22 protein-coding genes and 1 tRNA gene are annotated in these 26,646 nt (G+C 49.7%); 22 read left to right on the forward strand and 1 reads right to left on the reverse strand.

Translation table 11 applies throughout. From position 1 onward, the window contains the following. From KOO62_03795 to KOO62_03870, 16 genes are all read left to right on the forward strand, one after another. On the forward strand, positions 1–2,378 hold a 2,378-nt coding region (locus KOO62_03795; GenBank protein MBU8933110.1), incomplete at its 5' end, for a hypothetical protein. A 138-nt stretch (positions 2,379–2,516) separates the two neighbouring features. Further along, positions 2,517–2,792, forward strand: a complete 276-nt coding sequence (locus KOO62_03800; GenBank protein ID MBU8933111.1) for an HU family DNA-binding protein — start codon at positions 2,517–2,519, stop codon at positions 2,790–2,792. Positions 2,793–2,890: 98 nt separating this feature from the next. Then, the gene (locus KOO62_03805; protein MBU8933112.1) at positions 2,891–5,200 is read left to right on the forward strand and encodes a DNA translocase FtsK; all 2,310 of its coding nucleotides are present in this window, start codon (positions 2,891–2,893) and stop codon (positions 5,198–5,200) included. 29 nt (positions 5,201–5,229) lie between these two features. Continuing rightward, a complete protein-coding gene (locus KOO62_03810; GenBank protein MBU8933113.1) occupies positions 5,230–5,850 on the forward strand; it encodes a hypothetical protein in 621 nt (206 codons plus the stop codon). A gap of 10 nt (positions 5,851–5,860) precedes the next feature. Then, complete coding sequence (gene rimO, locus KOO62_03815) at positions 5,861–7,183, forward strand: 30S ribosomal protein S12 methylthiotransferase RimO (GenBank protein MBU8933114.1); 1,323 nt, start codon at positions 5,861–5,863, stop codon at positions 7,181–7,183. A gap of 3 nt (positions 7,184–7,186) precedes the next feature. Continuing rightward, a complete protein-coding gene (locus KOO62_03820) occupies positions 7,187–7,831 on the forward strand; it encodes a transglycosylase SLT domain-containing protein (GenBank protein ID MBU8933115.1) in 645 nt (214 codons plus the stop codon). Continuing rightward, the gene (gene bamD / locus KOO62_03825; protein ID MBU8933116.1) at positions 7,828–8,766 is read left to right on the forward strand and encodes an outer membrane protein assembly factor BamD; all 939 of its coding nucleotides are present in this window, start codon (positions 7,828–7,830) and stop codon (positions 8,764–8,766) included. Before KOO62_03820 ends, bamD begins: the two co-directional genes overlap by 4 nt. Further along, on the forward strand, positions 8,753–9,361 hold the full coding sequence (gene nadD, locus KOO62_03830; GenBank protein MBU8933117.1) for a nicotinate (nicotinamide) nucleotide adenylyltransferase: 609 nt from the start codon (positions 8,753–8,755) through the stop codon (positions 9,359–9,361). Before bamD ends, nadD begins: the two co-directional genes overlap by 14 nt. Beyond that, positions 9,358–12,075, forward strand: coding sequence for a DNA polymerase I (polA, locus tag KOO62_03835; protein ID MBU8933118.1), 2,718 nt, complete (start codon positions 9,358–9,360; stop codon positions 12,073–12,075). Before nadD ends, polA begins: the two co-directional genes overlap by 4 nt. A 183-nt stretch (positions 12,076–12,258) precedes the next feature. Continuing rightward, complete coding sequence (coaE, locus tag KOO62_03840; GenBank protein ID MBU8933119.1) at positions 12,259–12,843, forward strand: dephospho-CoA kinase; 585 nt, start codon at positions 12,259–12,261, stop codon at positions 12,841–12,843. Between the two features lie 91 nt (positions 12,844–12,934). Continuing rightward, on the forward strand, positions 12,935–14,944 hold the full coding sequence (locus KOO62_03845) for a transketolase (GenBank protein ID MBU8933120.1): 2,010 nt from the start codon (positions 12,935–12,937) through the stop codon (positions 14,942–14,944). Between the two features lie 16 nt (positions 14,945–14,960). Beyond that, positions 14,961–16,130, forward strand: a complete 1,170-nt coding sequence (locus tag KOO62_03850; protein ID MBU8933121.1) for a pyridoxal phosphate-dependent aminotransferase — start codon at positions 14,961–14,963, stop codon at positions 16,128–16,130. Between the two features lie 131 nt (positions 16,131–16,261). Next, positions 16,262–17,062, forward strand: coding sequence for a C40 family peptidase (locus tag KOO62_03855; GenBank protein MBU8933122.1), 801 nt, complete (start codon positions 16,262–16,264; stop codon positions 17,060–17,062). Further along, positions 17,059–18,090, forward strand: a complete 1,032-nt coding sequence (locus KOO62_03860) for a hypothetical protein (protein ID MBU8933123.1) — start codon at positions 17,059–17,061, stop codon at positions 18,088–18,090. Before KOO62_03855 ends, KOO62_03860 begins: the two co-directional genes overlap by 4 nt. 52 nt (positions 18,091–18,142) lie before the next feature. Beyond that, positions 18,143–20,068, forward strand: a complete 1,926-nt coding sequence (locus tag KOO62_03865; GenBank protein ID MBU8933124.1) for an N-acetylmuramoyl-L-alanine amidase — start codon at positions 18,143–18,145, stop codon at positions 20,066–20,068. Continuing rightward, positions 20,058–20,315 carry a hypothetical protein gene (locus tag KOO62_03870; protein MBU8933125.1) on the forward strand — a complete coding sequence of 86 codons (258 nt, stop codon included), beginning with the start codon at positions 20,058–20,060 and terminating at the stop codon, positions 20,313–20,315. Before KOO62_03865 ends, KOO62_03870 begins: the two co-directional genes overlap by 11 nt. Positions 20,316–20,375: 60 nt before the next feature. Here the strand turns inward: KOO62_03870 and KOO62_03875 are convergent. Further along, a tRNA-Arg gene (locus KOO62_03875) sits at positions 20,376–20,450 on the reverse strand. A gap of 329 nt (positions 20,451–20,779) precedes the next feature. On the opposite strand from KOO62_03875, the gene KOO62_03880 reads away from it, so the two are divergent. From KOO62_03880 to KOO62_03905, 6 genes are all read left to right on the forward strand, one after another. Continuing rightward, entirely contained in the window at positions 20,780–21,229 is a 450-nt protein-coding gene (locus KOO62_03880) for a hypothetical protein (protein ID MBU8933126.1), read from the forward strand. A 13-nt stretch (positions 21,230–21,242) separates the two neighbouring features. Further along, entirely contained in the window at positions 21,243–22,727 is a 1,485-nt protein-coding gene (gene nusA / locus KOO62_03885) for a transcription termination factor NusA (protein ID MBU8933127.1), read from the forward strand. A gap of 51 nt (positions 22,728–22,778) precedes the next feature. Continuing rightward, on the forward strand, positions 22,779–25,016 hold the full coding sequence (infB, locus tag KOO62_03890; GenBank protein MBU8933128.1) for a translation initiation factor IF-2: 2,238 nt from the start codon (positions 22,779–22,781) through the stop codon (positions 25,014–25,016). A gap of 6 nt (positions 25,017–25,022) precedes the next feature. Continuing rightward, positions 25,023–25,304: a DUF503 domain-containing protein gene (locus tag KOO62_03895; protein ID MBU8933129.1), complete on the forward strand. Its 282-nt coding sequence runs from the start codon at positions 25,023–25,025 to the stop codon at positions 25,302–25,304. Between the two features lie 2 nt (positions 25,305–25,306). Next, complete coding sequence (gene rbfA / locus KOO62_03900; GenBank protein MBU8933130.1) at positions 25,307–25,660, forward strand: 30S ribosome-binding factor RbfA; 354 nt, start codon at positions 25,307–25,309, stop codon at positions 25,658–25,660. Between the two features lie 424 nt (positions 25,661–26,084). Further along, entirely contained in the window at positions 26,085–26,645 is a 561-nt protein-coding gene (locus KOO62_03905) for a hypothetical protein (GenBank protein MBU8933131.1), read from the forward strand. Position 26,646: the final 1 nt, after the last annotated feature.

The raw sequence follows: 26,646 nt of genomic DNA on the forward strand, positions 1-26,646 counted from the left end.
GTATAGAGTACAAGGGTACTCTAGTCGAATATAGTCTGGCAGATTCCGTAATCTATTTACACCGCGCTTGTGAGATTCATTCGGGGGCTATGTCGTTGACCGCGCACGAAGTTGAATTTGACACTCGGGAGAGACTGATCAGGGCACGCTCGGCAGAGGAAGTCCTTGTTGAACCGGACACGAGTACGGTTGAGGATTTACCATCGCTGGCAACAGAACTTCAACCAGCTACTATTCCGGTGATCTTGCGTGATGGCGACGATGAGTTATTAGGGGACTATCTGGAATACTCGGTGGACACTGAAAAAGGAAGGATTATCCAGTCCAAATCGGCCTATGAGGACGGCGTTTACTATGGGCAAAAGCTGTTTAGGGAACAGAAGGAAATATTCTACGTTGATGATGGTTATTACACGACCTGCGATGCTGACGAGCCGCATTTTCATTTCAAATCCTCACGAATGAAACTCATTGAGGGTGAAAAGATGATCTGCCGACCGGTAGTGTTTTACCTCGGTCGGATTCCTTTGATAGCCATTCCATATTATGTATTTCCACTGAAAAAAGGTCGGCACAGTGGCTTCTTACCGTTCAAATTTGGCAATTTCGAACGTGGTGATCGATTCATTAATGACCTGGGATACTACTGGGCGGCATCAGACTATTGGGACTGGCGAGGAGCGGTCGATTACCACGAGAGAAATCGAACGATTACGATTAAAAACCGGATCAATTTCTCCAAGCGATATGTTCTAAATGGCTTCTTGAATGCAGAGTACCGTCGCCAGACAAGTTACAATCTGGGACAGGCAACCGAACAGCGGAAGCGCAACTACTCCATTTCAGGAGTATACAACCACAAGATCACGCCGTCATTTGATATCAAGGCTGATGGTAGCTATCAATCGAGCGAATCATACTACACGGAATATTCCTCCAATCTCGATGAACGTCTCAATCGCGAGATTCGTTCCAAAGCTAATTTCTCGAAACAATTTGGCAAGAATACTTCACTGACCGGTAGCTTCAGCCACATCGTGAATATGGATCAAGAGACAAGAACTGACCAAATGCCCACAATGTCGCTATCTTTACCGTCCATCTGGCTTTTTGGTAGCGGCTCGACTGATGAAAACGGTCTGAAGGTCCAAAAATGGTATAACGGTTTCATTTTCCGCTATAAACCTAGCCTCATCAACTACTCCAACCGTGTCATGCGAGATTCAACAGCCTCGTACAATATTCAGATTGATGATGGCGATGGAGGGCTGAAAGATACAACCATTACAGAGTCAGTTCACTATCGCAGTCGGAAGAAATACGCTAAGATAACGCATAATCCAAGTCTGGCATTGCCGACTATCAAACTGGGTTACTATGCGAATATTGTTCCGAGCTTTCGTTATAGCGAAACCTGGTTCAAGATTTGGGAGAGCGACCAGTCGCAAGCAGCGGATATTGATGTTTCGAAGATATATCGAACTTACTCGTACAGTGGCGGGATTTCGGCCAACACTAGTATTTACGGTACGATTCATCCCAAAATTGGCAACCTGATCGGTTTGCGACATGTATTCTCTCCGTCGCTCGGCTGGTCCTGGTCACCGGATATTCAAAAACACCCCGAGATTCGATCCTTTGCCGGTGGCGGTGCCGCCAGTACTAAACGCTCCGCTATGACCGTGAGTTTGAAGAATGTCTTCCAGGCCAAAGTGAAGAGAGATGAAAAGGAAACCAATCTGGAGCTTCTCTCACTGACTTCCGGTTTCAGTTATAATTTTGAGGATGATGAGAAGCCATTGTCGGATATGAAAACGAGTTTTCATACCAGTTCAATTCCGGGAATTACGGTCAGGGGGAACATGAACCACACGTTCTATGATCCCGAAACTGACGAAGAACAGCTTTTTTCTCCATTCCTTACGAGTTTTGACTTCAGCTTGAGCTTCCGGTTGGCGGGCAAGACATTCCTCTTTGACGAGGCAGCTGATATTCCTCTCGGTGTGGATTCGGCAAGCCAAGTGACGACAGGCAGCAAGCGCGGATGGAATTGCTCATTTGCGTACACTTTCCGTGAATCCGGCCTTCATACGTCAACTTACAAAAAATCGAGCCTGGTTAACATCACTATTGGATTCAATCTAACCCCGGTGACGACAGTATCTTACACGCAGCAGTACGATTTTGAGCGAGATTTGACGGTCAATAATCGGGTAAATATTGTGCGAAAAATTCATTGCTGGACAGGGAGTTTATATTGGGTACCGATTGGTTCCAATAAAGGTTTTGGCTTCAAACTTAATGTTACTGCCATCCCTGATATCAAGATTGACAACAATCATGACTCCTTCAAATCGACTCAATTCAATCGTTTCTAAGTCTGAATAACCGCCAAAATAGGCGATATTTGGCCGTTTTCTCTTCTTGTTTTAGTTGACACTATTTGAATTTCCAGAGATATATGAGAAAATGAAAGGTAGAGACGAAAACATTTTCAAGCCCAAGGAGGCTCTACAATGACCAAAGAACAGATGATTACCTACATGGCTGAACACTCTGGTATCACAAAGAAGCAGGCGGGAACCGCTCTTGAAGCCTTTATGGACGGTGTCACCAAACAGTTGGTGAATGACACCAAAGTTAGTTTCTCAGGTTTCGGTACTTTTTCAATTTCGAATCGAAAGGCACGGACCGGACGCAATCCGCAGACAGGTGCCCCGATTGATATCCCGGCCTGCAAAGTCCCGGTTTTCAAGGCTGGTAAAAGATTGAAAGAAGCTGTGCGTAAGTAGTATCCCGACTCAGTGATATTCGGGCAGGGGTAGTTTGACCCCTGCCTTTTTTTTCCCGATTCCAACACAGCCACCGGAACCGCCGCCACAGGGAGTTTATGGCCAGGAAGAAAAGCAGGAAGAAGAAGCAGGCAAATCAGGGGCGTCAAGCGCTCGGCATAGTGTTGTTCTTGTCGGCAATGGTGCTGTTGATAGCACTGGTATCCCACGATGGCCTTGATGATCGGCGCATTCAAGGAGAACTCGATATTAATATCGATCCGTTCGATATTCAGTATCGTAATCAGGCCGGGATGCTTGGTGCCTACCTTGCCTTTGTAGGTATGATTCTAGTTGGCTGGTTATCGTTTTTCCTCCCACTGGGGTTGGCCATTTCAGGACTGCGCCTGTTTGCAAGCGATTTGTCTCGAAGGTTACGCTTCACAGCGACCCTGTTGTTCGGACTCGGTTTGCTGGGAACGATGCTGTTTAATGTACATCTGCTTCTCAAGAGATCGCTCGTAGCCAACGACAGTGTCATTGGTGGCTATATAGGGGAGAAGCTGACCCTGCTATCGATTCGCGTCGTAGGTGAGCTTGGTTCTTATGTCATACTGGGTGGTTTTGTTGTTTTGATTCTTGTATTGTATACATCAGTGTCGGGTCTGTTTTCGATCCGTTTTGAACTACCGGGCGCTCACATTCTAACCTCTATCGGCAGTTCACTTCGGGGAGGACTTGGCTGGTTCTTTTCCTTCAAGTGGTTCACCCGATTGATACGTACCGGAAACGACGAAGAAAATGCTGAATCTGAGTTCTCTGATGAACTGCAGGAACAGATAGAGGCCGATGGGGAGGTAGAGACGGACGACGAGCATGATGAAGCTCAATCGGACGATTTCGAGCGACCACCTCGACCACGCACGTCCCGTCCAAAGGCGGCCAAACAGGTTCAAGTGTCTTCGATGGAGTACCGCTATCCGACATTGGACCTGCTTGATGACAATCCTCATCCCGGATCTGCAGTCAGTAGTGATGAACTGGCTTTCACAGCCCGGATGCTACGAGAGACTCTGGAGACTTTTGGGATTAAGATTGAAGGGGAGATTGATCGTTATCCCGGACCGGTGATCACACGGTATGAATTCAAACCCGGTACCGGCATAAAGGTTAACCAGATCATCAATTTGTCGGATGACTTAGCTCTGGCCCTGAAAGCCAAACGTATTCGCATAATTGCGCCGATTCCGGGCAAGGCGGCCGTCGGAGTGGAAATCCCCAACCGTAACGCCCAGACTGTGTTTTTGAAAGATATTATAAGTTCGCCTGCCTTCAACGATGCGAAGCTGCGTCTGCCGTTGGCTCTCGGCCGGACAACCGCCGGCGAACCCTATGTGACCGATCTGGCCAAACTGCCTCATTTACTTATTGCCGGAGCCACTGGTTCAGGCAAATCAGTCTGTATCAATGTAATTGTGACTTCGCTGATGTATCGCCTGCACCCGCACCAGGTGCGCTTCATTATGGTCGATCCTAAGATGCTCGAGCTGACCATCTATTCAGGCATTCCGTATTTGGGACGTCCTGTGGTCACCAATCCTCGTCGAGCCGAAAAAGTGTTGGCTGACGCTGTTGTCGAGATGGAAGGGCGCTATCGCAAGCTAGCCAATGCCTCAGTGCGCAATATCGAAGATTTCAACAAGAAACAGAAGAGTCCCGAAGAGCAGTTGCCATACATTGTAATTATGGTGGATGAATTGGCGGATCTACTGATGTCTACCAATTCGTCCAAGACGGAGTTACTAATTACGCGACTGGCTCAGATGGCCCGTGCGGTCGGAATACATCTGATTCTGGCTACCCAACGTCCGTCGGTGGATGTTATCACCGGCTTGATAAAGGCTAACTTCCCAGCCCGGATTGCTTTTCAGGTATCCCAGAAGGTTGATTCTCGTACGATTATCGATGGTAACGGAGCCGAGAAATTGTTAGGGAACGGAGACATGCTGTTCCTCCATCCGGGGCAACCGGAAGCAACTCGTTTGCACGGTGCCTTCCTCCAGAATGAGGAAACGGATCGTATCGTTGGGTTTATTAAGGACCAGGGATTGCCAATGCTGGCGCTTGAGAGCATCACTCAAGCCAGTGGTGAGACTACTGAAACTGAAGTAGATTTTGGTGATCCACTCTTCCGCGAGGCTTGCGAAGTCGTAATTCGCCATAAGCAAGGTTCAGTTTCGCTATTGCAACGGAGGCTCGGTATCGGCTACCAACGTGCCGCGCGACTGATCGATAAACTGGAACAGGCCGGAATTGTCTCAGCCTTCGACGGTTCCAAGGCGCGTGATGTGCTTGTCGATCAGACATATATCGATACCCTCTTCCAAAATGCGGGCCAAGCTCCGGTTGGTGGTGGAGAATCAAACTAACCGGCCATGCTGGCTGTATAAGTTTCATAATGAGAGTAACAGCATTCCTTCTCGTATGCCTGGCGTCAGTCATTGGTTCGACCGAATCTCAGTCGGAGACTGATGCGTTCGAACTGATCAAGACATCTCTGGCGAAGGCTGTGTGTGTGAACTTTGAACTGTTGGTGACAGTCGAGTCGGCTGTGTTTGAACAAACGGATTCTGCTGCCGGTTTGGCTGTTATTGCCGCTGATGGTCGCTTTGACATAACCATCGGACCCGATCAATATCTGTACGATGGGCAACACAGTTATTCGTACTCAGAGCTGAACAATCAGGTACTGGTAGAAACGCACGACAGTTCGGATGGGGTAGGGAGTGAGATTTCGTTCATCACCAATCTTGATCACTGGTACTTTACCCACGTCTCAATTCCGAACAGGGAATACCGCCTGACTGGAAAAAATCCCAGCGCGGATGATTCAGATCTCCCCGACTCCCTGACTGTGTACGTGTCTGAAGCAACCACACGGCTGGATAGCATGGAGTTCTACGATATCAATGAAGATCGAAATGTCATCCACTTCCTAAACCAGGATCTCGCCGATTCGTGCGTGGAGAGCTTCTTTGTTCCATCATTTCCGGATTCCACGGATGTAGTCCGGTTCTGAGTCTCCCGTTATGACGTTCTACATATACAGACTGGGTTGCCCCAAGAACGAAGTTGATGGTGACTACATCGCCGCTCGGCTTCTGAAGGCCGGACATATTCAGGTCGATGTCGCGGAGGGAGCTGAGGCTGTCATTATCAATACCTGCGGCTTTATTCTTCCGGCCAAGGAGGAGTCAATCGAGGCTATCCTACAAATGGCACGACTCAAGACAGAAGGCGGCGCCCGACGCCTGTTTGCGACTGGTTGCCTTTCACAACGATACGGCCATGACCTGTTGGCCGATATCCCGGAGCTTGATGGTGTATTCGGCTTAGGGGAACTCGATGCTCTGGCCGACGCTATGTCGGGTTTGGGCTCCTCGCGTTCCCATGCTTCGGTGGCAGCCGACGAACTTAGCTACCTCGACTGGAAGCAACGCTTCATATCAGACGCGTATCCTTATGCCTATCTGAAGATTGCCGATGGTTGTAACCGCCGCTGTACGTTCTGTGCGATCCCTTCGATACGGGGTCGCTATCGCAGTCGACCGATGGACTCGATTCTTAACGAAGCCCGATTCCTGATTGATAACGGTAAGCGTGAATTGATTCTGGTTTCCCAGGAGGCGACCGTCTGGGGCAATAACCTGTCTGGCAGACCGAAACTGGTGAACCTGTTAAGCGAACTCGAAAGTCTTAGTGGGCTGGAGTGGATCAGGGTTATGTACCTGCATCCATCGGGTCTCAATGTAGAGCTCATTGAGCACATGACCTCCGGTAATAAGACGCTGGCCTATTTTGACTTGCCTCTGCAGCATATCAACGCCGGGATTCTGGCCGCTATGGGGCGACAGAATGATAGTGAGGCCATTGCCGATCTAATTTCACGGATTCGCCACGCCAGCCCCGATTCAGCACTGCGAACCACGTTTATCGTCGGTTTCCCGGGTGAGACGGAGGAGCACTTTCAGGAATTGTGCCAGTTTGTTGAGGCAACTGCTTTTGACCGGCTCGGGGCGTTCTGCTATTCGGCAGAGGAGGGAACGCCGGGTGCTGACTTACCTGATCAAGTCCCTGAGGAGGTCAAAACTGAGCGTCTGGATCGCCTAATGCTCCTGCAACAGGAAATTGCTTTCGCCAAGAATAACTCCTTGATAGACAGTACGCAGGAAGTTATTATTGATGCCGTAAGCGATGATGGTTCCGCCGTTGGTCGTACTCAGCGGGATTGTCCTGACATTGATCAGGAAGTCACTGTTGTTGGTGATGGTCTGACGGTGGGTTCAATCTGCCAGGTGCGAATCACTGAAGCAGATGGCTATGATTTGCGCGCTGTAAGGAGCGAGGAGTAGAATATGATCCACTATGAGAAGCTGGGCATTTTCCTGTCCAAGCCATTGGCCTTAGTGGTAGTCTTCATCTACCTGCTGCAATCGGGTGTAGCTGTTTATCTGGTTAGCGAGAAGTACAGCCTCGAACAGCAGATTGTCTTCCAGCAGGGACGTATCACTGAGCTGGAAGAGAAACTTCAGGTGTTCAAGGCGATTGATGATTTCCAGATCGGTTTCAACGATGAGGAAGTCATGTCTCTTACGGAAGTCATCTATTCCGAAAGCAAACGATATCAGTATGACCCGCTGTTTATTCTGGCGATAATACTGACAGAATCATCATTTAAGAAAGGCCAGAAGAGTCATGTTGGAGCCCGTGGACTGATGCAGGTTGTGCCTTTTGTAGGTAAGGACCTCGCCACACGCACCGAAGTTGACTGGCAAGGCTCAGAGACACTATTTGAACCGGTGGCCAATATCAAACTGGGTACGCTGCATCTTTTTGAGCAGGTACTCAAGTTTGGAGACATCAAAAGGGCACTGGCCGCGTATAACATGGGCGAGACTCGTCTGCGGGGAATCATGAGGCAGGACAAACCCATTCCCCAGGTCTATATCAACAAGGTCCTGCGCTATTACGAAATGCTCAAGGAGACATATCGGGTTTGAAAACTCTGACTGGCTTTGCAACAACACGGGTGTTGGTAATCATAATAGCTACGGGGTTGATGCTATCGTGCGGTGGCAACAAGACCCTGACTAATCTGACTGCTCGTGAGACTTTTGAACTGGGTAGGGAAAAGTACGACAAGAAGAAATACTTCGACGCTATTGAGAAGTTCCAGGCGGTCATCTATAATTTTCCGGGCGATGCTATTGTCGATACTGCTCAGTACTACCTTGGCATGGCTTATTTCCGAAACGATGACTTCCAGTTGGCAGCGGTCGAGTTCAATAGACTCGCCCTCAACTATCCGTCGTCTGCTTTCTTTGAACGAGCGATATACTTGAAAGCTGTATCCTACTATGAGTCAACACCCGGACATTACGGTCTTGACCAGAGCGAGTTGAAGAGTGCGATCAAGCTTTTCGAGGATTTCCTTATTGATTTTCCGGAATCGGATCAGGTCGAGGGTGCCCGCGAACACCTGCTGGCGGCTCGTACCAGGATGGCCAGAAAGTTCTATAGTAGCGGGATCGTCTATGACCGTATAGGGGCCTACGTAGCCGCCAAGACATATTTTCAACGCGTGATCGATGACTACACTGATACCGAATTTGCTCCCCTCGCTACCTATTATTATGCGCTGATGGAGTTTAAATTGGAGGACTACGAGGAGGCACGCCTTAAGTTCGAGAGTTTCCTGGCCGTGTTCCCTGATCATGAGATGGCCTCCAAGGCAACGGAGAAGATTGTCGAAGCCGCCTTCAACAGGTGCAAGAAGTACTATGACAATGGGGAGATGTCAGAGGCGCGTCCGTGTTGGGAGGAGTTTCAAAATGATTTCCCCAACCATAACCGATCATCAAAAGCCGGTAAGTACCTCGAGAAACTTTTGCATCAAGACCTTACAGAATCACAGGGAGAACATGCCGGCCATTGAAGATGGGGGTACCTGGGGTATTCTTGGAGGGGCTTTCGATCCTGTTCACAATGGTCACTTGAATCTGGCCCGACAACTTCTCATTGTTCAGGACCTCAGTGGTGTCATCTTTATTCCGTCCTGCTTCCATCCATGTAAGAACTCACGTGAGAGTACTTCTTACCAGGACAGAGTTGCCATGCTTAAGCTGGCACTGGAGCCGCAACTCGACTTTGAAATCTGTGAGATTGAAGCCGATCAACAACTGTCTGGTTATACGCTCGACACCATTCGGGCACTCAAAACGACCTATACCACGGCTTCGTTCCGGTTCATCATTGGAGCCGACAACTTGCGGCAGTTGCCTTCATGGCACAAACCCGAGGAGCTTCTGGAGGAAGTTGTTTTCTTGGTTGGATCCCGTCCCGGTTTTGATTTCGGACCTCAGTGGCAACTTCCATGTGATCGCATCGAGTTGATTCCAATCGAACCGGTTGATATTTCTTCGAGTCTTGTTCGTCAGAGTCTCAAGGAAGGGATATCAGGCGTAATTCTTGACCGACTCGTGCCGGCATCTGTCTGTGAGTATATAGCGTCGCACAGGCTGTATCAATGAGCGACCGAAGGAAAAGCGTCTATCTTATTGATGGCTCTGCTATGTTCTACCGGTCTTACTTTGCGCTAATCAGGAATCCGCTCATCAACTCCAAGGGGGAGAATACATCGGCCACGTTTGGGTTTGTCAACTCGCTCTTAAAGATTATCAAGAGTGAACGACCTGACTATCTGGCTGTGGTTTGGGACACGCCTCATCCGACTTTCCGGCATGAAAAGTATGAGGAGTATAAATCCACGAGAATCAAGATGCCCGACGATCTGGTTGCACAATTGCCGCGTATTCGCCAGGCGGTTGAGGCACTGAACATTATGCACTTTGAGAAGCAGGGATACGAGGCGGATGATGTTATCGGAACCCTGGCGCGGAAGGCGGAAGCAGCTGGGTTTGATGTTTGGTGCGTGACTGGCGACAAGGATTTTTTCCAGCTTGTAAGTGACAACATTCGCATTTACACGCCCAAGCCAGGGACTACTCCTCCTGCGAAAATGGGGCCGGATGAGGTTGAGGAGAAGTTCGGAGTGCAACCGGAACTGGTGATCGACAAACTGGCCTTAATGGGGGACAGTTCGGACAATGTACCGGGCATACCGGGGGTCGGTCCCAAGACTGCCGATGTTCTGCTAGCGCAATTCGGATCGCTGGACGGTGTACTGGAGAACGCGGATCAGATTAAAGCCAACGGCACGCGCAAGAAAGTTACCGAGAATGTTGATCTGGCTCGTCTGTCTCGTGACCTGGTAACGATTGTTACCAATGTACCACTTGACTGCGATATGGAACAGATGGCCAGGCGACCATTTAACTACGAGAAAACCAAATCATTGTTCGTGGAGTTGGAGTTCACCAGGCTTCTCAGAGACATTCTTCCAGCCACCGATGCCGAGATGGTTGAACTTACGGAAACCAAGCCACCCGACGCGAGCTATCTACTCATCGACAGCATGCATGATCTGAGAAAGATGCTGAAAGAGATGGCTTCTGCCAGGGAGATCGCAGTAGATACTGAGACAACTTCCCTTGATGCCCGCAACGCTAATTTGGTTGGTGTCTCGTTGTGTAAGGAAGCGGGCGTAGCATATTACGTTCCGCTGGGACATGACGACAAAGAGGCCAATCTTCCTTTCGATGAAGCACTCGCAGAAATTAAGGGTTTGATGGAGAACCCTGAAGTTCAGAAATGCGGACAGAACATTAAATACGACATTGAGGTCCTGCATCGCTATGACGTTGAAATCGAACCGGTCAGTTTTGATACCATGCTCGGTTCCTATGTTGCCGATCCCACTAGTCGGCACTCACTCGACTTTCTGGCACTGAAGCACTTCGACTATCGCATGCAACCGATCACCGAACTAATCGGTACGGGGAAGAAGCAGAGATCATTCGCAACCGTGCCAGTCAATCTGGCCACTCGCTATGCTGCTGAAGATGCGGACTATACTTTCCGTCTGCGCGGCGCTCTGGCAAGTTTGATTCACGAGCAGGATCAGCAGAACCTATATTACAACATCGAACTACCATTGGTAAAGGTGTTGACTTCGATGGAGGAAGAGGGTATTCGGGTTGATACCGCTCTTTTGAAGAAGCTTTCAGCCAACATGCAGGGCAAACTTGTTGGACTGACGGACCAGATATTCGAAATCGCAGGAGGCGAGTTCAATATCAAGTCTACGCAACAGCTCTCGCATGTACTCTTTGAGAAGCTCGGCCTGCCCTCCAAAGGAAAAACAAAGAAGAAAACGGGTTACTCAACCGATGTCAGGGTGCTTGAAGAACTCGCGCTGTTAAATCCTTTTCCGAAACTCGTATTGGAATACAGACAGTTTACCAAGCTCAAGAGTACTTACATTGATGCCTTACCAAAGATGGTCGATCCAAACACCGGCCGAGTGCATACTTCGTTCAATCAATCGGTAGCCACCACGGGACGGTTGTCCTCGACCGACCCTAATCTTCAGAATATACCGGTGCGAACCGAAGAAGGTCGCCAGATTCGCAAGGCTTTTGTTCCGCGTGACGATGACCACATCTTGTTGGTAGCAGACTATTCTCAGGTCGAACTCAGATTACTGGCTCACATGTCTGATGATCCCAGTTTGATCGCCGCCTTCCGCAAGGGAGAGGATATTCATTCTCGAACTGCCGCTGAGGTCTATGGAGTTGATATTGAGCAGGTGACTTCCGAACAACGCCGCGCGGCCAAGACGGCCAATTTCGCAGTGATTTACGGTGTCAGTGCCTTTGGACTGGCACAACAGACGGAACTTGATCTGGCGGGATCGCGACAGTTTATCGATACTTACCTGGAACGCTATTCGGGTATCAAAGAGTATATGGATCGAACCAAGCAGTTCGGTCGTGACAAAGGGTATGTGATAACAATGTATGGCCGGCGGCGGAATCTGCCGGGTCTTCATGACCGCAATCACAACGTTCGTCAATTTGCCGAGCGGGTGGCTATCAACACGCCAATTCAGGGGACGGCCGCCGACATGATTAAGGTGGCCATGATCCGTATCCACGATCAGCTGGTTCCGATGCAATCGAAAATGCTACTTCAGGTTCACGACGAATTAGTGTTTGACGTTCATCGCGATGAACTTGATAGAGTCCGCAGACTCGTCAAGCGTGAGATGGAAAAAGCTATCAAGCTGATAGTTCCGGTCGTTGTCGATATGGGTGTAGGGGAGAACTGGCTTGACGCTAAGTAGGATGCGTAGTGTTTTCTTGATCTGAGCGAGGGACGACTCTGCAATAAGCCCAGGATAACTTTGACAATATCGACGGCAGTGCGCACTGTCATTTCAAGTAATCGAAGGGTGACTGTCTTCGAAACAGACCACCATTTTGAAACACCGCTTGCTCCTGCCTCCCGTTCGTTGTTTATTAGACTTATGATCATTGGCCTGACCGGACAGATTGGTGGCGGCAAATCGACAGCCGCAAGTATCCTTAAATCGTGTGGGGCAGCTATTGTTGATGCTGACCTGATCGGTCGCCAGGTTGTGAACAGATCTGATGTACTTCGCCGCAAACTGGCTCGTCGTTTTGGCAAGGATATCATTGACTCCAACGGAATGCTAAACCGTAAGAAACTCGCCACGCGGGCCTTTCAGACAGAGCAAACCAAAACGGCTTTGAATCAACTTGTTCATCCGTATCTATTGAAAGAGTTGCGCCTAAGAGTGCAATCTCTCCAGAAAACCCACAACGTAGTTGTTATTGATGCCGCGTTGCTTCTGAACTGGGATATGGATGATGAAGTTGATTTTGTGCTGGTCATTCATGCTGCGCTGGAAGATCGTCTCAGGCGCTTGGTGATTCGTGGAATGGCGCGGACGGATGCTGAAGCAAGACAGCACGCTCAACTGTCCTTACGAGAATACAAGGAGAGATCGGATCGCGTTATTCTCAACAATGGATCGCTGGCGGTGCTTCGAAAAAAGATGCTTCGTTTCTGGAACCAGCTCGATACATAAGGTACTGGTAGCAGGCCCGGCCGCAGATAACTTGAAGGCAACTGCGAACGATTCGACGAGTTCGACATGTCAGTGTGAAACGGGAAACTGAATGTCATCTGCCCAATCAAAGACAACCCTTCCAGAGTATTCTGTAGACCAATTGCGCGAACGCGCCAACTATATGCGTGGTCTCAGTGAAATTGCACTCTGCGCGGCCGGTTCGGGACATTCCGGGGGTACGCTCAGCATCATGGATATCTGCGCCGCTCTCTATCTCGGAGTTGCCCGCCATAATCCTGCCAAGCCCGACTGGGCTGATCGTGATCGTATCATCTGGTCGGCGGGTCACAAAGCACCAGCCTTGTATACGGCACTGGCTGTCTCTGGTTATTTCCCCGAGAAGGAACTTGTCACACTCCGTAAACTGACTTCGCCCTTGCAGGGTCATCCCCACGCAAAGGATCTACCCGGAGTAGAAATATCTTCGGGATCACTCGGACAGGGTTTTTCGGTGGGAGTCGGAATCGCGTTGGCAGCCAGACTGGACAAACAAGAGTTCAAGACTTTTATAATAAGCTCCGATGGCGAACAGCAGGAGGGCTCGATCTGGGAAGCGGCGATGTCAGCCTCACACCATGGTCTGGACAATCTGGTGTTGATCATCGACAAAAACCGACTCCAGATTGACGGCACCACGAAGGATGTCCTGGACATCGATCCACTCGATGACAAGTATCGTTCCTTCGGCTGGCATGTGCTTGATGTTGATGGTCACGACATGGTTGACATCGTTGCCAAACTTGATTTTGCCCGTAATCATAATGATACCGGTAAACCGGTGGTTCTTATCTGTAATACTGTCAAAGGTAGGGGTGTGTCTTTCATGGAAAACGAGGTGGGCTGGCACGGCAGAGTTCCGAACAGGGAAGAACTTGATTGCCTGCTGAACGAACTCGGACTTGCCGGCGCATTCGACGTCGACTCCATGTTTGCATACGCACAGGAGTTCGATAAAAAGGCTGAGTCTTCAGTCTCCGAGGCTATGCCGAAGTTCTCTCGGAACTACTGGTGGAATGCTTCCGATTCGATGAAAGTTGAGATGTTACCTACTCGTCTGGGTTTCGGTCGAGCGCTTGAGCGGTATGGTGATGATGAACGTATCGTTTGTATCGGTGCCGATATTTCTGGTTCCATCAATATCCTTGATTTCTGTAAGAATCATCCCGATAGAGAAAGGCGTTTCATCTCGGTTGGTATAGCCGAGCAGAATGCTACTACGATTGCGGCTGGTCTCGCCAAAGAGGGTAAGTTTCCCGTGTTCGGCACCTACGGTGTTTTTTCCTCGGCTCGTAACCTCGATCAACTCCGTGTCTCAGTCTGTTACAACGATCTTAATGTGTTTGTCGTTGGTGCGCATGGTGGAATATCGGTTGGTCCGGACGGAGCGACGCATCAGGAACTGGAAGCTCTCTTTCAAATGGTTGGTCTACCCAATATGCATGTGGCCGTGCCGTCTGACGCCATCGAGACCGAGAAGATGACCAGTATATTGCTTTTCGATGTGGTGGGACCAAAATACCTGCGCTACGCTCGTGAAGCCACGCCCATTATCACCAATGAAAACAGCCCTCTCCGGTTCGGAGAAGCCAATATCTTTCGCCTTCGAGATGGCGATGCAAAACAACTCGTCGATGCATTTGAGATTATACCAGCATCTGAATATGAAAATGAAGCCGAGGATATTACGGTGATCTCATGTGGTCCCGAAGTCGCCGAGGCGCTCAGAGCGGCATGTATCCTCAAAGAAGAACATGGTGTTGAGACGCGTGTGATCAATATGCACACTATTAAACCGCTTGATAATGAGGCGATAATCAGAGCCGCCACTGAAACCGGTGCGATTCTGACGGCCGAGGAACATCAGGTGGGTGGTCTGGGACGACTAGTGGCGGCGGCTATTATGTGCGAACGAACCCTGGACAACAGACCGTTGCCATTTGACATGATTGGCATTGAGGATCGTTTCGGCGAGTCAGGGAGACCATGGCAATTGATCAGAAAGTTCGGAGTGGCAGCGGAACACATTGCAAGTAAGGCAATTGAGCTACTAAAGCTATAGATGAAAGAAGGCAACTATGCAATTTAGTGATGCCATAGGACGTATGACCGGAGAAGGCGCGTTTGAAGTGCTGGCCAAGTGCAAACAGATGGAGGTAGAAGGCCGCAAGATTATTCATCTCCAGATCGGCGAGCCAGATTTTGACACTCCTCAGAATATCTGTGAAGCTGCTATCAGGGCAATTAAGAATGGCCAGACCCACTACAGCCCGTCGGCCGGAGTTATTGAGGCACGAAAAGTAGCTGCCGAGTATATGGCCCGAACACGCAATATTGATATCGGTCCTGAGCATCTGGTAGTAATGCCCGGTGTCAAGCCGGTCATATTCACTTGCATGATGGCTACAATCAATCCCGGCGACGAAGTCATTGTCCCCAATCCGGGCTACCCCACCTACGAGTCAGTCTCAAACTTCATCGGTGCCAAACCGGTTTCAATGCATCTTCGTATGGAGAAAGACTTCCGGTTTGATATTGACGAACTCAAGGAACTGGTGAACCCCAAAACTAGCATGTTGGTTATCAATTCACCTCAGAATCCGACTGGCGGTATCCTGACAAAGGGAGACCTTCAAACTATCTACGAGTTGGCTGAAGAATATGATTTTTGGATTCTGGCTGACGAAATATACTCGCGCATTATCTACGACGTGGCCTTTGAGTCTGTCGGCTCTATCCCGGGGGCGTTGAAACGATCGATACTCATCGACGGCATGTCAAAAACATACGCGATGACCGGCTGGCGATTGGGGTTTGCAGTCGTTCCCGAAAAACTAGCGGAATACCTGTTCACCTTTGCAATCAATAACTTCTCCTGCACGAACACATTTGCTCAAGCTGGAATTATCGAAGGTTTGACCGGTCCGCAGGATGACGTGGAAAAAATGATGGTTCAGTTCCGGCGTCGCCGCGAGGCAATTGTCAATGGGTTGAACGCGATTGACGGCGTTTCGTGCCTGATGCCACAGGGTGCTTTCTATGTTTTCCCGAACATCACTGGCACCGGCTTCACGGCTCAAGTATTAGCCGACCGATTGCTTGACGATTGCGGTGTGGCCTGTTTGCCTGGAACATGTTTCGGTGAGTATGGCGAGGGATTTCTACGATTCTCATACGCCAATTCAGTTGAGAATATCCAGGAGGCATTACGCCTGATGGACGGACTTCTGGCGAAGATGCGGGCTTAGTTGCGCAACCGGAAATAATGTTATCTATCCGCGGGAGACTTCCTTGTCTGCCGCGTTTTATCTTCTATGTCCCGAATTCGCCATCGGCTGTTTTTGTTGCCTGACTGACAGTCGACTCGTAGCATTCTCTCATGCGATATGGATGGATTACAACCAATCTTCTTGACCTGAGAGCCGAGCCGGGTCACCACAGTGAGCGTATCAGTCAATTACTGTTCGGCGAAAGTATTCGGGTTGGTAAATCAGAATCCGGCTTTTTACGGATTCGACAAATGGATGGTTATTCTGGCTGGGTAGATGCGCGTTTTGTTGCTCTGATTGGTTCTAAACAGGATTACGATGGGTACTGTAGCTGCCCTCGGAGAGTTCTGGTCACCTCGAAGACTCGCATCTACAATACATCTGGTCGATCCGTTGCGCCGTATGTGCTGTACTACGGTACTCATCTCGCCATCAAGGGTAAGGTCAAACAACTGGTTCGCCTTAATCTTCCCGGTCGTACTGGTCTTTTCGTCAAGGGACGAAATCTTCGGCCGATAAACAGTAGTAATGCCAAAAAGGTGACCGGACCTCGATTGGTCGCGGAGGGCAGAAAGTTTCTGGGAGTTCCTTATTTGTGGGGCGGTGTTAGTCCTATGGGTTTTGACTGCTCCGGATTGGTCCAGGCGGTGTACGGTAGCTATGGCTTGGTCCTGCCGCGAGATACTGTGGATCAGGTGATAACAGGCTGTGAGGTTGCGCGTGAGGGTGTAAGAAGTGGTGACCTTTTGTTCTTTGACCGACATGTTGCTTTGGCTATAGATCGCAACCGCTTTATTCATGCCTCGCGTGGGAGTGGTGGAGTGCGGATCGAGTCACTGTCGACTGAAGACGCCGACTACCGGGCCGATCTTGACCGAGAGTTTGTGCAAGCAAGGAGAGTACTTCAATGATTCATATAGACGCTGTTAAGATCGCACTTCCGCTCAAGCGCAAGTTTGTCGTATCCAAGGGAGAGACAAGCGTCAAGACAAATCTGCTGGCAATCATAAATAACAGATACAGCGGCGAAGCTTCCGGTTCTGTGCATTATGGTCCCAGCGTTGATGACATACAAGCTGAACTCATGAAAGGTGTCGGACTTCTCGGCGATCTGGAGGAGATCAGTATGAGCACTCTCGAAGAAATCAGCCGTTTTCATATTCACGCCACCGCGAAGGCAGCGCTGGTCGGTGCTGTTTTACACTACCTGTCTGGTGAGTCACGCCGGTACCCGTGGGAGATTCTCGAACTGGGCAGCCCGGTGGGTATTCGTAGTTCTGTGACCGTTTCGATCGGCTCTCCGGAAGAGATGATCACAGCCATCAATAACAGTGATTATCCGATCATTAAGATCAAGATGGGGCACGAGAAAGATGTGATGATTCTTGATGCCCTGAAACAGGTGAAAGGACGGGAACTTCGGGTTGATGCCAATGGTGCGTGGTCTTGCGCCAAGGCGGAAGAGATGATCTACCATCTGGCCAGCAAAGGCATCAAGGTCATCGAGCAACCTACTGATGCGGAGTTTGTGGAAGAGTGGCCTCATTTGAAGGGTAAGACAGAAGGTGTGGAACTCATCATGGACGAAGGACTCAATGCTGGCGATGACTTTGAACAGTATTACAATTACGTTGATGGCATCAACATCAAGATGGAAAAGTGCGGCGGTATTCTGGAGGCGATCAATCTAGCTGACAAAGCTCATGAGAATAAGAAGAAGGTGATGCTTGGCTGCATGGTGGAATCTTCAGTCGGCATCGCTCAGTCAGTATACATGTCATCCCGGGCGGATTACTTCGATCTTGATGGCCCGCTACTGCTTGAGGATGATATTGCTCGCGGCATTCGTTATGACAGGGAGTCTATTAATGTCGATAGGGAAATCATCGGCGGTCCCAAATTGCGCCGCGAAGTGGTCGAACGATATATTGCCGAGTAGGACGGGAACGTTGTTTCTCCGGTTATTCCTACCATTCTGCCTGACAACAATCATGCTGTGGCTGCCAGCCTCATTGTCTGCTAATGAGGAGCCAATTCTTACCGTTATTTACCCCAAAGACAGCCAGGTCATCGGCGCGACAGATTCGACCTTTGTCTTCGGCAACATTGGCTCAATTAGTTTCGGAGATAACTGGAGTGTGGACATAAATGGACACTGTGTATCGGTCCACGAGGGTGGTGGCTTTCTTGCATATGTCCCGGTGGAACCGGGGGATTTTGAGTTCAATGTTACAGCCCGACTTGAGCTCAGCGACAAAGATTTGCGAAATCGTAATCGGCAGAAGCATGATATTCATTCCGAATCTACGACATTATCCGCCACCGTAGCTGTGATCGTTCCGATGCCGCTGACTTCGTTTCCGACAGATTCCCTTCAGATAGGCTCCGAACGTCGTCTATATTCCGGCGATCTCGACCTAACCACCGGTAATCGTCTTGTTGTTTCATTCCAGGCCACACCCGGCTGTGACGTTTCCTTTTCTATACCGGGTGTGGTTGATACTGTGCCCATGACTGAGATCGATCCGCAGATGCAGTCATATTGGGGCGAGTCAGTTTTTGGGATTGGGGCTGTACCAGATTCTTTGAAAATAAAAGGCATCTACACGGGTTTCTACGATGTTCCAAATTCGGTGAGAACAGATAGCGCAATCAGACTTGAATATCATCTTGCACCACCGTGTCGGGATAGCATACTCGCTCGATATTTTCTGTCAACGCAACTCCAGCGCGACAGTCTTGATCTGGGGAATCTATCCTTACCGGACACGATTATCTCCGCCGGCAGTAGCTATTCGGTAACACTCAATAGTGCCGAGTATCCGTTCACAGTTCGTTTTACCGACACGGTGCAAATCATTCGTCACGGACCTCGTAAAGGCTACCTCGCCCTATTTCAGCCGCAGGGTGTCGAGGCTTTAGCGGTTGGCAGGGTAGGGGAGTGGTACATGCTGCGGTTCTCCGCAACACAGGTGGGTTGGGCTTTCCACGAATCTGTTGAACAGTTGCCCAAAGGAGATCTTCCGCCCCAATCCCATCTGGTTTCTCTTCGCACTCGCAGTTATTCTGACCGAGTGGTATTGAAGTGTGCTCTTTCTGGCAAGCACTTGTTTAGAGTTGAGGAAGAGAATCGTCGCATTATTCGTATTCGCCTCTACGGCGTGACCAGCGACACTGACTGGATACGCTACGATGCCAATGATGAACTGATTGACATTATCACTTGGTTCCAGCCTGAACCGGGGCTATATGAACTGACTCTTCAACTCACTCGGGATATATGGGGGTACGACAGCTACTACGAGGGCAGTACTTTTGTGTTCCAGCTCAACCGTCCCCCGCAGAATATTAACCGTCTGCACGGCAAAACCATCGTTATCGATCCTGGCCATTCGGGGGATCCCGGGGCAATAGGAGCGACCGGATATACCGAAGCGGAAGCTAATCTTGGCATCGCGCTGGTGCTGGAAAAGATGCTTCGTAAGAAGGGCGTCACAGTGGTGATGACTCGTTCCGACACCAGCCATGTCCCCCTTTATGATCGACCGGCTATTGCCTGGGCACACGATGCCGATCTGTTCATATCGATTCACAACAATGCTCTGCCGGATGGCGTGAATCCGTTTGTCAATAACGGCACATCGGTATATTACTATCATCCCCATTCGTTGAACCTGGCTCGTGCTATCCACCCTGAGTTGGTGAAGGCTACCGATCTGGACGATCATGGCCTGTATCATGGCAACCTTGCTGTCCTTAGGCCTACCCAGTATCCGGCGGTTCTGGTAGAGTGCGCATTTATGATGATTCCAGAGCAGGAAGCAAACCTCAAGACAGGCCGCTTTCGCTATCGAATTGCCAAGGGGATATGTAAAGGAATTGAGAACTTCCTCAAGGAGTACAATCGTGAGCAATGAACAGCCACAGGCACAGACAAAGGGAACCAAAGGTGCCTTCTGGATGATCTATCTCGGTTTGGCGGTGGCTGCCATCGTACTGTTGGGCGATGGTCTTTCAATTTCTCACCTTGAACGCTGGACCGCTAGGATTGGCATTGCCCTGCTGTTCACAGTGCTTTTTCTGTTGGTATGCCGGAATATGACGAGGGCTATTACTGCTTCGGCTATTATCTGGTTGGCTGTGATTGCGACGTTTCTATACTGAAATATGCTGTAACTCTTGCACGAGTATCAAATTATTCAGTACGGTTGATTGATTCATTAATGGTACCCCCGTCAGGAATCGAACCTGAATTTACGGCTCCGGAGGCCGCCGCGTTATCCGTTACACCACGGGGGCACATTGGTGCGGATGCAGAACGTAAATAACACTTCCGCAACTAAAGGGCAACAGATTTCTTGACGCCAAGTTCCATCCGGCTAATACTTGTCAGTCCCGATTGACTTGATCGACCTGTCTGCATGAGTAGTGATTGGTGGTAAGTCGATGAAAGAAAGAGGCATAGGGGTAAAGACCTAGGACAGGGATGAGGTCTTGTGGTGGGCGCAAAGGAACATTCGCAAACCCTCAAATGATGTATTATTTTGTTGCGCGACAATGGACTGAGAGCTATATTTCTTAGCTTCGGGTGGGTCTATGGCCCACTCTTTGTGTATGGTGATGAATCGATGAATGACAGTGAACTGAAAGAGAGTATTGCGAAGTTGCTTGAAGCGCCGTTAGCGGCGGAAGAATGTGCAATTGTGGACCTCGTTCTGTCGAGGTACAAACGGAATAATACTTTACGGCTGTTCATTTATTCGAAGAAAGACCTGACCCTCGATGAGTGTGCTCGTCTGTCGCGGGTTGCTGGTGATGTGATCAATGGAACCGATTGGTTTGAGCACGGTTATACGCTTGAGGTATCGTCACCGGGACTTGACCGGCCGTTGACCGAAGCGCGTGATTTTGAGTTCCGTACGGGTGAAACTGTTCGCGTGGAATTTGCTGATAAGTCCCGGAAGAAGTTAACCGGTGAAATTATCAGTGCCACCGAAAGTGAAGTCACTTTGCGGGAGAAAGAGCAGACTACTATAGTTCCGCTTGCGGATATTAAGCAGGCGAAAATCGTCTTTTGATGGAGATGGTGTAATGGCCTTTGACATGATTGAAGCGATGACTCTTATCGCTCGCGAGAAAAACCTCGAGTTTGATGCTGTACTTGATACTTTGCAGGTCAGTCTTCTGGCTGCTGCCAAGAAGAAATACACCTTTACCGATAATATCTCATTTCGGTTCGATCGTGCGGCGAATGAACTGCTTATGATTGCGACCAAGCAGGTTGTTGCCGAGATCGAGGACGCCAATATTGAAATCACATTGGCCGAAGCCCAGGATATGGACCCTGAGGCTGAAGTCGGTGATGAAATCGAGATTTACATCGACTACGAGATGGAGTTTGGTCGTAACGCCATCATGGCTGCTAAACAGATACTGATCCAGAAAGTCCGCGAAGCCGAGAGTGATCGTATTTATAATGAGTTCATCGACAAGGTGAACACACTGGTATCGGGTGTGGTGCAGCAGATTGACAAGGGTAACGTTATTGTTAATCTGGGACGGGGCGAGGCCATTCTTCCCGTCAAAGAGCAGATTCCTCGGGAGAAGTTCCGACAGGGGGATCGTATTCGTGCCTTTATCCTGGATGTACAAAGATCCATGCGCGGTCCTCAGATTATTCTGTCACGGGTGAGTGCCGAGTTTGTCCGGCTACTCTTTGCATTGGAGGTTCCTGAGATATACGAGAGAGTCATCGAGATTAAGAAGATCGCTCGGGAACCTGGCGAACGGTCCAAGGTGGCTGTGCTGTCATCGGATGACCGCGTAGATCCAGTCGGTGCCTGTGTGGGCATTAAGGGTGTACGGGTGCAGTCGATCGTAAGAGAGCTCAACAACGAACGCATTGATATCGTGCCTTATTCCTCCAATTCCGAGCTATTTGTGACCCGTGCCCTGGCCCCGGCCAGGGTTGTCAATATCGATATCGATCATAATGAAACCAAGATGACGGTTGCTGTGGAAGATGAGAAGCTGTCGCTGGCTATCGGTCGCAACGGACAGAATGCCAGACTAGCGTCCAAGCTTACAGGCTGGAAAGTCAACATTGTATCGGAAACGGATTACAATGAATCCCAGCATCGTGAAGCCGAGATGCTAATGCCAATTGCTCAGCTTGACGGTGTGGGGGCAAAGCTCCAGGAGCGCCTCATCGAAATCGATATCAGTTCGGTGCAGAGATTGGCGCAGACTTCTTTGGAGTCTCTGGTCAAGGTTGAAGGGCTGGGTCCCAAATCAGCTGAGAAGCTGAGTGAACGGGCCAAGGCGATGGTTGCAGAGATCGAGAAAGAATATGCCCAACGTAAGAAGGAAGAAGAGAAGAGTGATGAAGTTGAGGATAAGAAAGAAGAAGAGAAGCTTACAGCCGAAGATGTCTTCATAGATGACGACAGCTACGTCACAGAAGTTGATGATGTACCTGAAGCAACAGCTCCTGATTTTGACGACGTAGAGGAAGAAAGTGTTGAGGCGAGTGTTACTGATGACGAGATGCCCGAAGAGGAAACGGAATCGAAGTGATCGGTTCGGTAGCGTATAGAGTATCTGACCGCATGGAGGTAGCGATAATACATGGTGCCTGAGAAGAAGAAGAAACGCATTTACGAGTTGGCAAAGGATTACAAGATATCATCCAATGCGATGTTGTCTGTGCTCCGCGACCTTAAATTTGGACCGAAGTCGCATATGTCGATAGCCACGACCCCTATGGTGGCAGCCGTCAAAAAGAAATTCGAGGAGTCCAAGAAGGAAGCCAAGAAGGAAATGCAGCAGCGGACGAAGTCAATCGCCGCAAAACCTTCTCCGACGGCCGTATCAACCAGAATCGGTGGCATCAAAGTCAACGATGCAAAATCCTCGGTTGCCGGTATCATGCGCAAAATCGAGAAAAAGAAAAAGCGCAAGGACCGCCGCAAACGCAAAGGCCGTCACACTGTCGATCGGGCCGCAGTTGCTAAGACCTTCAAATCAACGATGGCCAATCTTCGCGGCACCAAACAAAAAAGACATTTCCCCAAGGGTGGTGGAGATTCCACCGATGATGCGGCACCAACCAACGTAATCGAAGTAACCGAGTTCATGTCAGTGGCCGAACTGGCCCGGCTGATGGATCGAAAAGCGGCTGAGTTGATTGCCAAGCTCTTTGAGTTGGGTATGATGGCCACGATCAATCAGCGACTGGATCTTGATACTACCGAGATGATCGCCGCTGAGTTTGGTTTTGAGATCAAGCAAATGGCCGAAGCTGGTGATGTCGCTCGTGAGGACGAACAGGAAGCCAATATGGTGCACCGTGCCCCGGTCGTTACTATTATGGGTCATGTAGATCATGGCAAAACTTCATTGCTGGATTATGTTCGGCATACCAACGTAGTCGCTGGCGAGGCGGGGGCAATTACCCAGCACATCGGAGCCTATGAAATTGACTTCGACGGGAATGGAATCACCTTTTTGGATACTCCCGGACACGAGGCGTTCACCGCTATGCGTGCCCGTGGGACGCAGATTACAGATATCATCGTACTAATCGTCGCGGCCGACGATGGCGTTCAGCCGCAGACCGTCGAGGCTATTGATCATGCTCGGGCCGCGAGCGTACCTATTATAGTGGCCATCAATAAGATAGATAAACCAAATGCCGACCTTGACCAGGTTCGTACCCAGCTGGCTAATCATAATCTCATTTCTGAGGAGTGGGGTGGTAAGACAATCATGGTCGAGATATCGGCCAAGGTGGGTACTGGCGTTGACGATTTGCTTAAGATGATTCTGCTTCAGGCTGAGATGATGGACCTTGAGGCCGACCCCGAAATTAGAGGTCAGGGTGTTATAGTTGACTCTCGTCTCGAAAAGGGAAGAGGGCCGGTAGCTACCGTCTTGATACAGAAAGGTACCTGTAAAGTTACTGACTCGATCGTTGCCGGTGTCTTCAGTGGTCACATTCGAACTATCACTGATGATAAAAACCAGTCAGTCAAATCTGTTGGTCCATCCCGTCCGGCCCAGATAACTGGTCTTGGCGGTGTTCCCCAAGCTGGGGACAGTTTTATGGTAGTGGCGAGTGCGCAGGAAGCCAAGGAAATCTCAATCAAGAGAGCCCAGATCAAGCGCGAGCACGATGCTCGCCGTGCGCATGGGCGTATGACCCTCGACAAGGTGTTCGACCGTATCAAGGAAGGCCAGATCAAGGAACTGCGGCTGATTATTAAGGGAGATGTTGACGGATCGGTAGAAGTGCTTGCCGACACCTTGGGTAAAATTGCTACCGATGAAGTCAAGACGAACATCATCCATATGGCGGTCGGTGCTGTAACCGAGTCTGATGTTCTTCTGGCCACGGCCTCGGATGCTGTTATTATTGGCTTCCAGGTCGGTCCGGATGTCCGGGCACGCGAGGCGGCCAAGAAGGAAAAGGTCGATGTACGCCGGTACGAGGTTATCTATGAGGCCGAGCAGGACGTTCGGAAAGCTCTGGAGGGTATGCTGGCTCCCACGATCTCGGAGAATTTTGTCGGTTCTGCCGAAGTGCGCGATCTCTTCAAAGTACCCAAGATCGGGACTATTGCGGGTTGCTATATCACTACCGGACGTGTACAGCGAAAAGACAAGTGCCGTCTGGTCCGCGACGGCAAGTCAATTTATACCGGTCAGCTTAGTTCTCTTAAGCGGTTCAAGGACGACGCGCGCGAGGTTAAAGAGAGTTTCGAATGTGGCATCGGCCTTGAGAACTACAATGACCTCAAAGTTGGTGATACTCTTGAGTTCTTTGAACTTATTGAAGAGGCTCGAACTTTGGACTCGATCGAGTAGACGTTCTTGGTAACGGTCGTAACGAAGATTCATCTGGATCTGCCTATGGTTCAGTCTCTCAAGGAGAAACGGCGTATTCTGAAGTCCCTGATCACTAGGGTTCGTAATTCCTTCAACGTTTCGGTAGCCGAAGTTGACGAGAATGATTCCCACCGAACGGCGGTACTTGGAATGGCAGTCGTTGCCAATAATAGTGCCTTTGCAGATCAAGTCACTGCGAAGGTCATAAACAAGATTGATGGTTTCCATGATGTAGTCCTTGCTGACTACCGGACGGAGTCGTATTAGGAGTGAGACAGTTTCGAAGATCAACCCGACTGGGTGAGCAAATCCTGCGGGATATTTCCACTCTGCTTGAGACCGAGCTTTCGGAAAACCTCTCAGCTATGGTAACCTTTACCAATGTGCGTCTGACCAATGACCTTCGTGAGGCGACTGTATACTATTCCGTTTTGGGTCAGGAGCATGATCGCCGCGAAGCAGATAGGTACCTTCAGCAACAGGCCGGGAAGATCCGGGGAGCAATCGGACGCAACTTACGGGTGAGACACATCCCGGAACTGAGATTCAAGTTTGATCCATCAGTTGAAGAAGGCCTTCGCATTGAGCGTTTACTCAATGAGATAAATAATGACACGCGCTAGCAAAACACAGACGATTTCCTCAGTCATTCCCCACTCAGAGATAAGAGAGATCATTGAGCGCGGCAGTCGGATTTTGGTTGTGTCCCATATCGATCCCGATGGTGACGCTATCGGGTCCCAGTTGGCTTTCGCGGCTTATCTCAAGCATCTGAACAAAGACGTTGTACTGGTGCGTGACAGGGATATTCCCGCTAAGTACCAGTTCCTTGACGGTGTTCAGAATATCCTGGCTTTTAATTCGCTTCCTGCAGACACGCGCGTTGACACGGCGGTGTTACTTGAGTGTCCGAGTTTTGAACGGATTGGACAGGCAGCATCACTATTGGGAGATGACGTAACAATTATCTGCATCGACCATCATCGAGATTCAAGCGCTCTGGGTGTTGTGAACTGGATTGAGCCTGAGCGGTCATCGGTAGGGGAGATGGTGTACGAATATCTTGCTGCCGTAGGTTATGAAATTGATGCTTCGGTGGCCACACAGTTGTATACTGCGATCCTTACAGACACGGGTAGATTCCGATACAAATCCACGTCGCCGCGTACGATGCAGGTAGCTGGTGAGCTTATCAGAGCTGGCGCTGATTCCAGCGCCATTTGTGATCACGTCTACTACGAACTCAGCCAGTCCACTATGAGGTTGACTGCGCGAGTTCTCAATACTATCGAGTTCCATCATAAAGACTCTGTCTGTGTGCTGTCGCTCACGCGTGCTATGTTAACCGAATCCGGCGCCGACTCGTCCGAATCGGATGGTCTGGTCGATTACTCCCTTCTTACGGGCGGAGTAGATGTTGGTGTTCTGCTCAAAGAGCACGATGCTACTAATACTCGCGTCTCTTTACGTTCACGTGATGGTGTTAATGTGGCTGCGATCGCCGCCAGATTTGGTGGTGGTGGTCATTTTAATGCCTCAGGTTGCTCAATTCCCAAGAATGTGACCGACGCGAAAAAAGAGCTTCTCCAGCTTCTGGAGAAAATATAGT

The sequence above is a fragment of the Candidatus Zixiibacteriota bacterium genome (genome assembly GCA_019038695.1).
Classification (GTDB): Bacteria; Zixibacteria; MSB-5A5; order GN15; family FEB-12; genus B120-G9.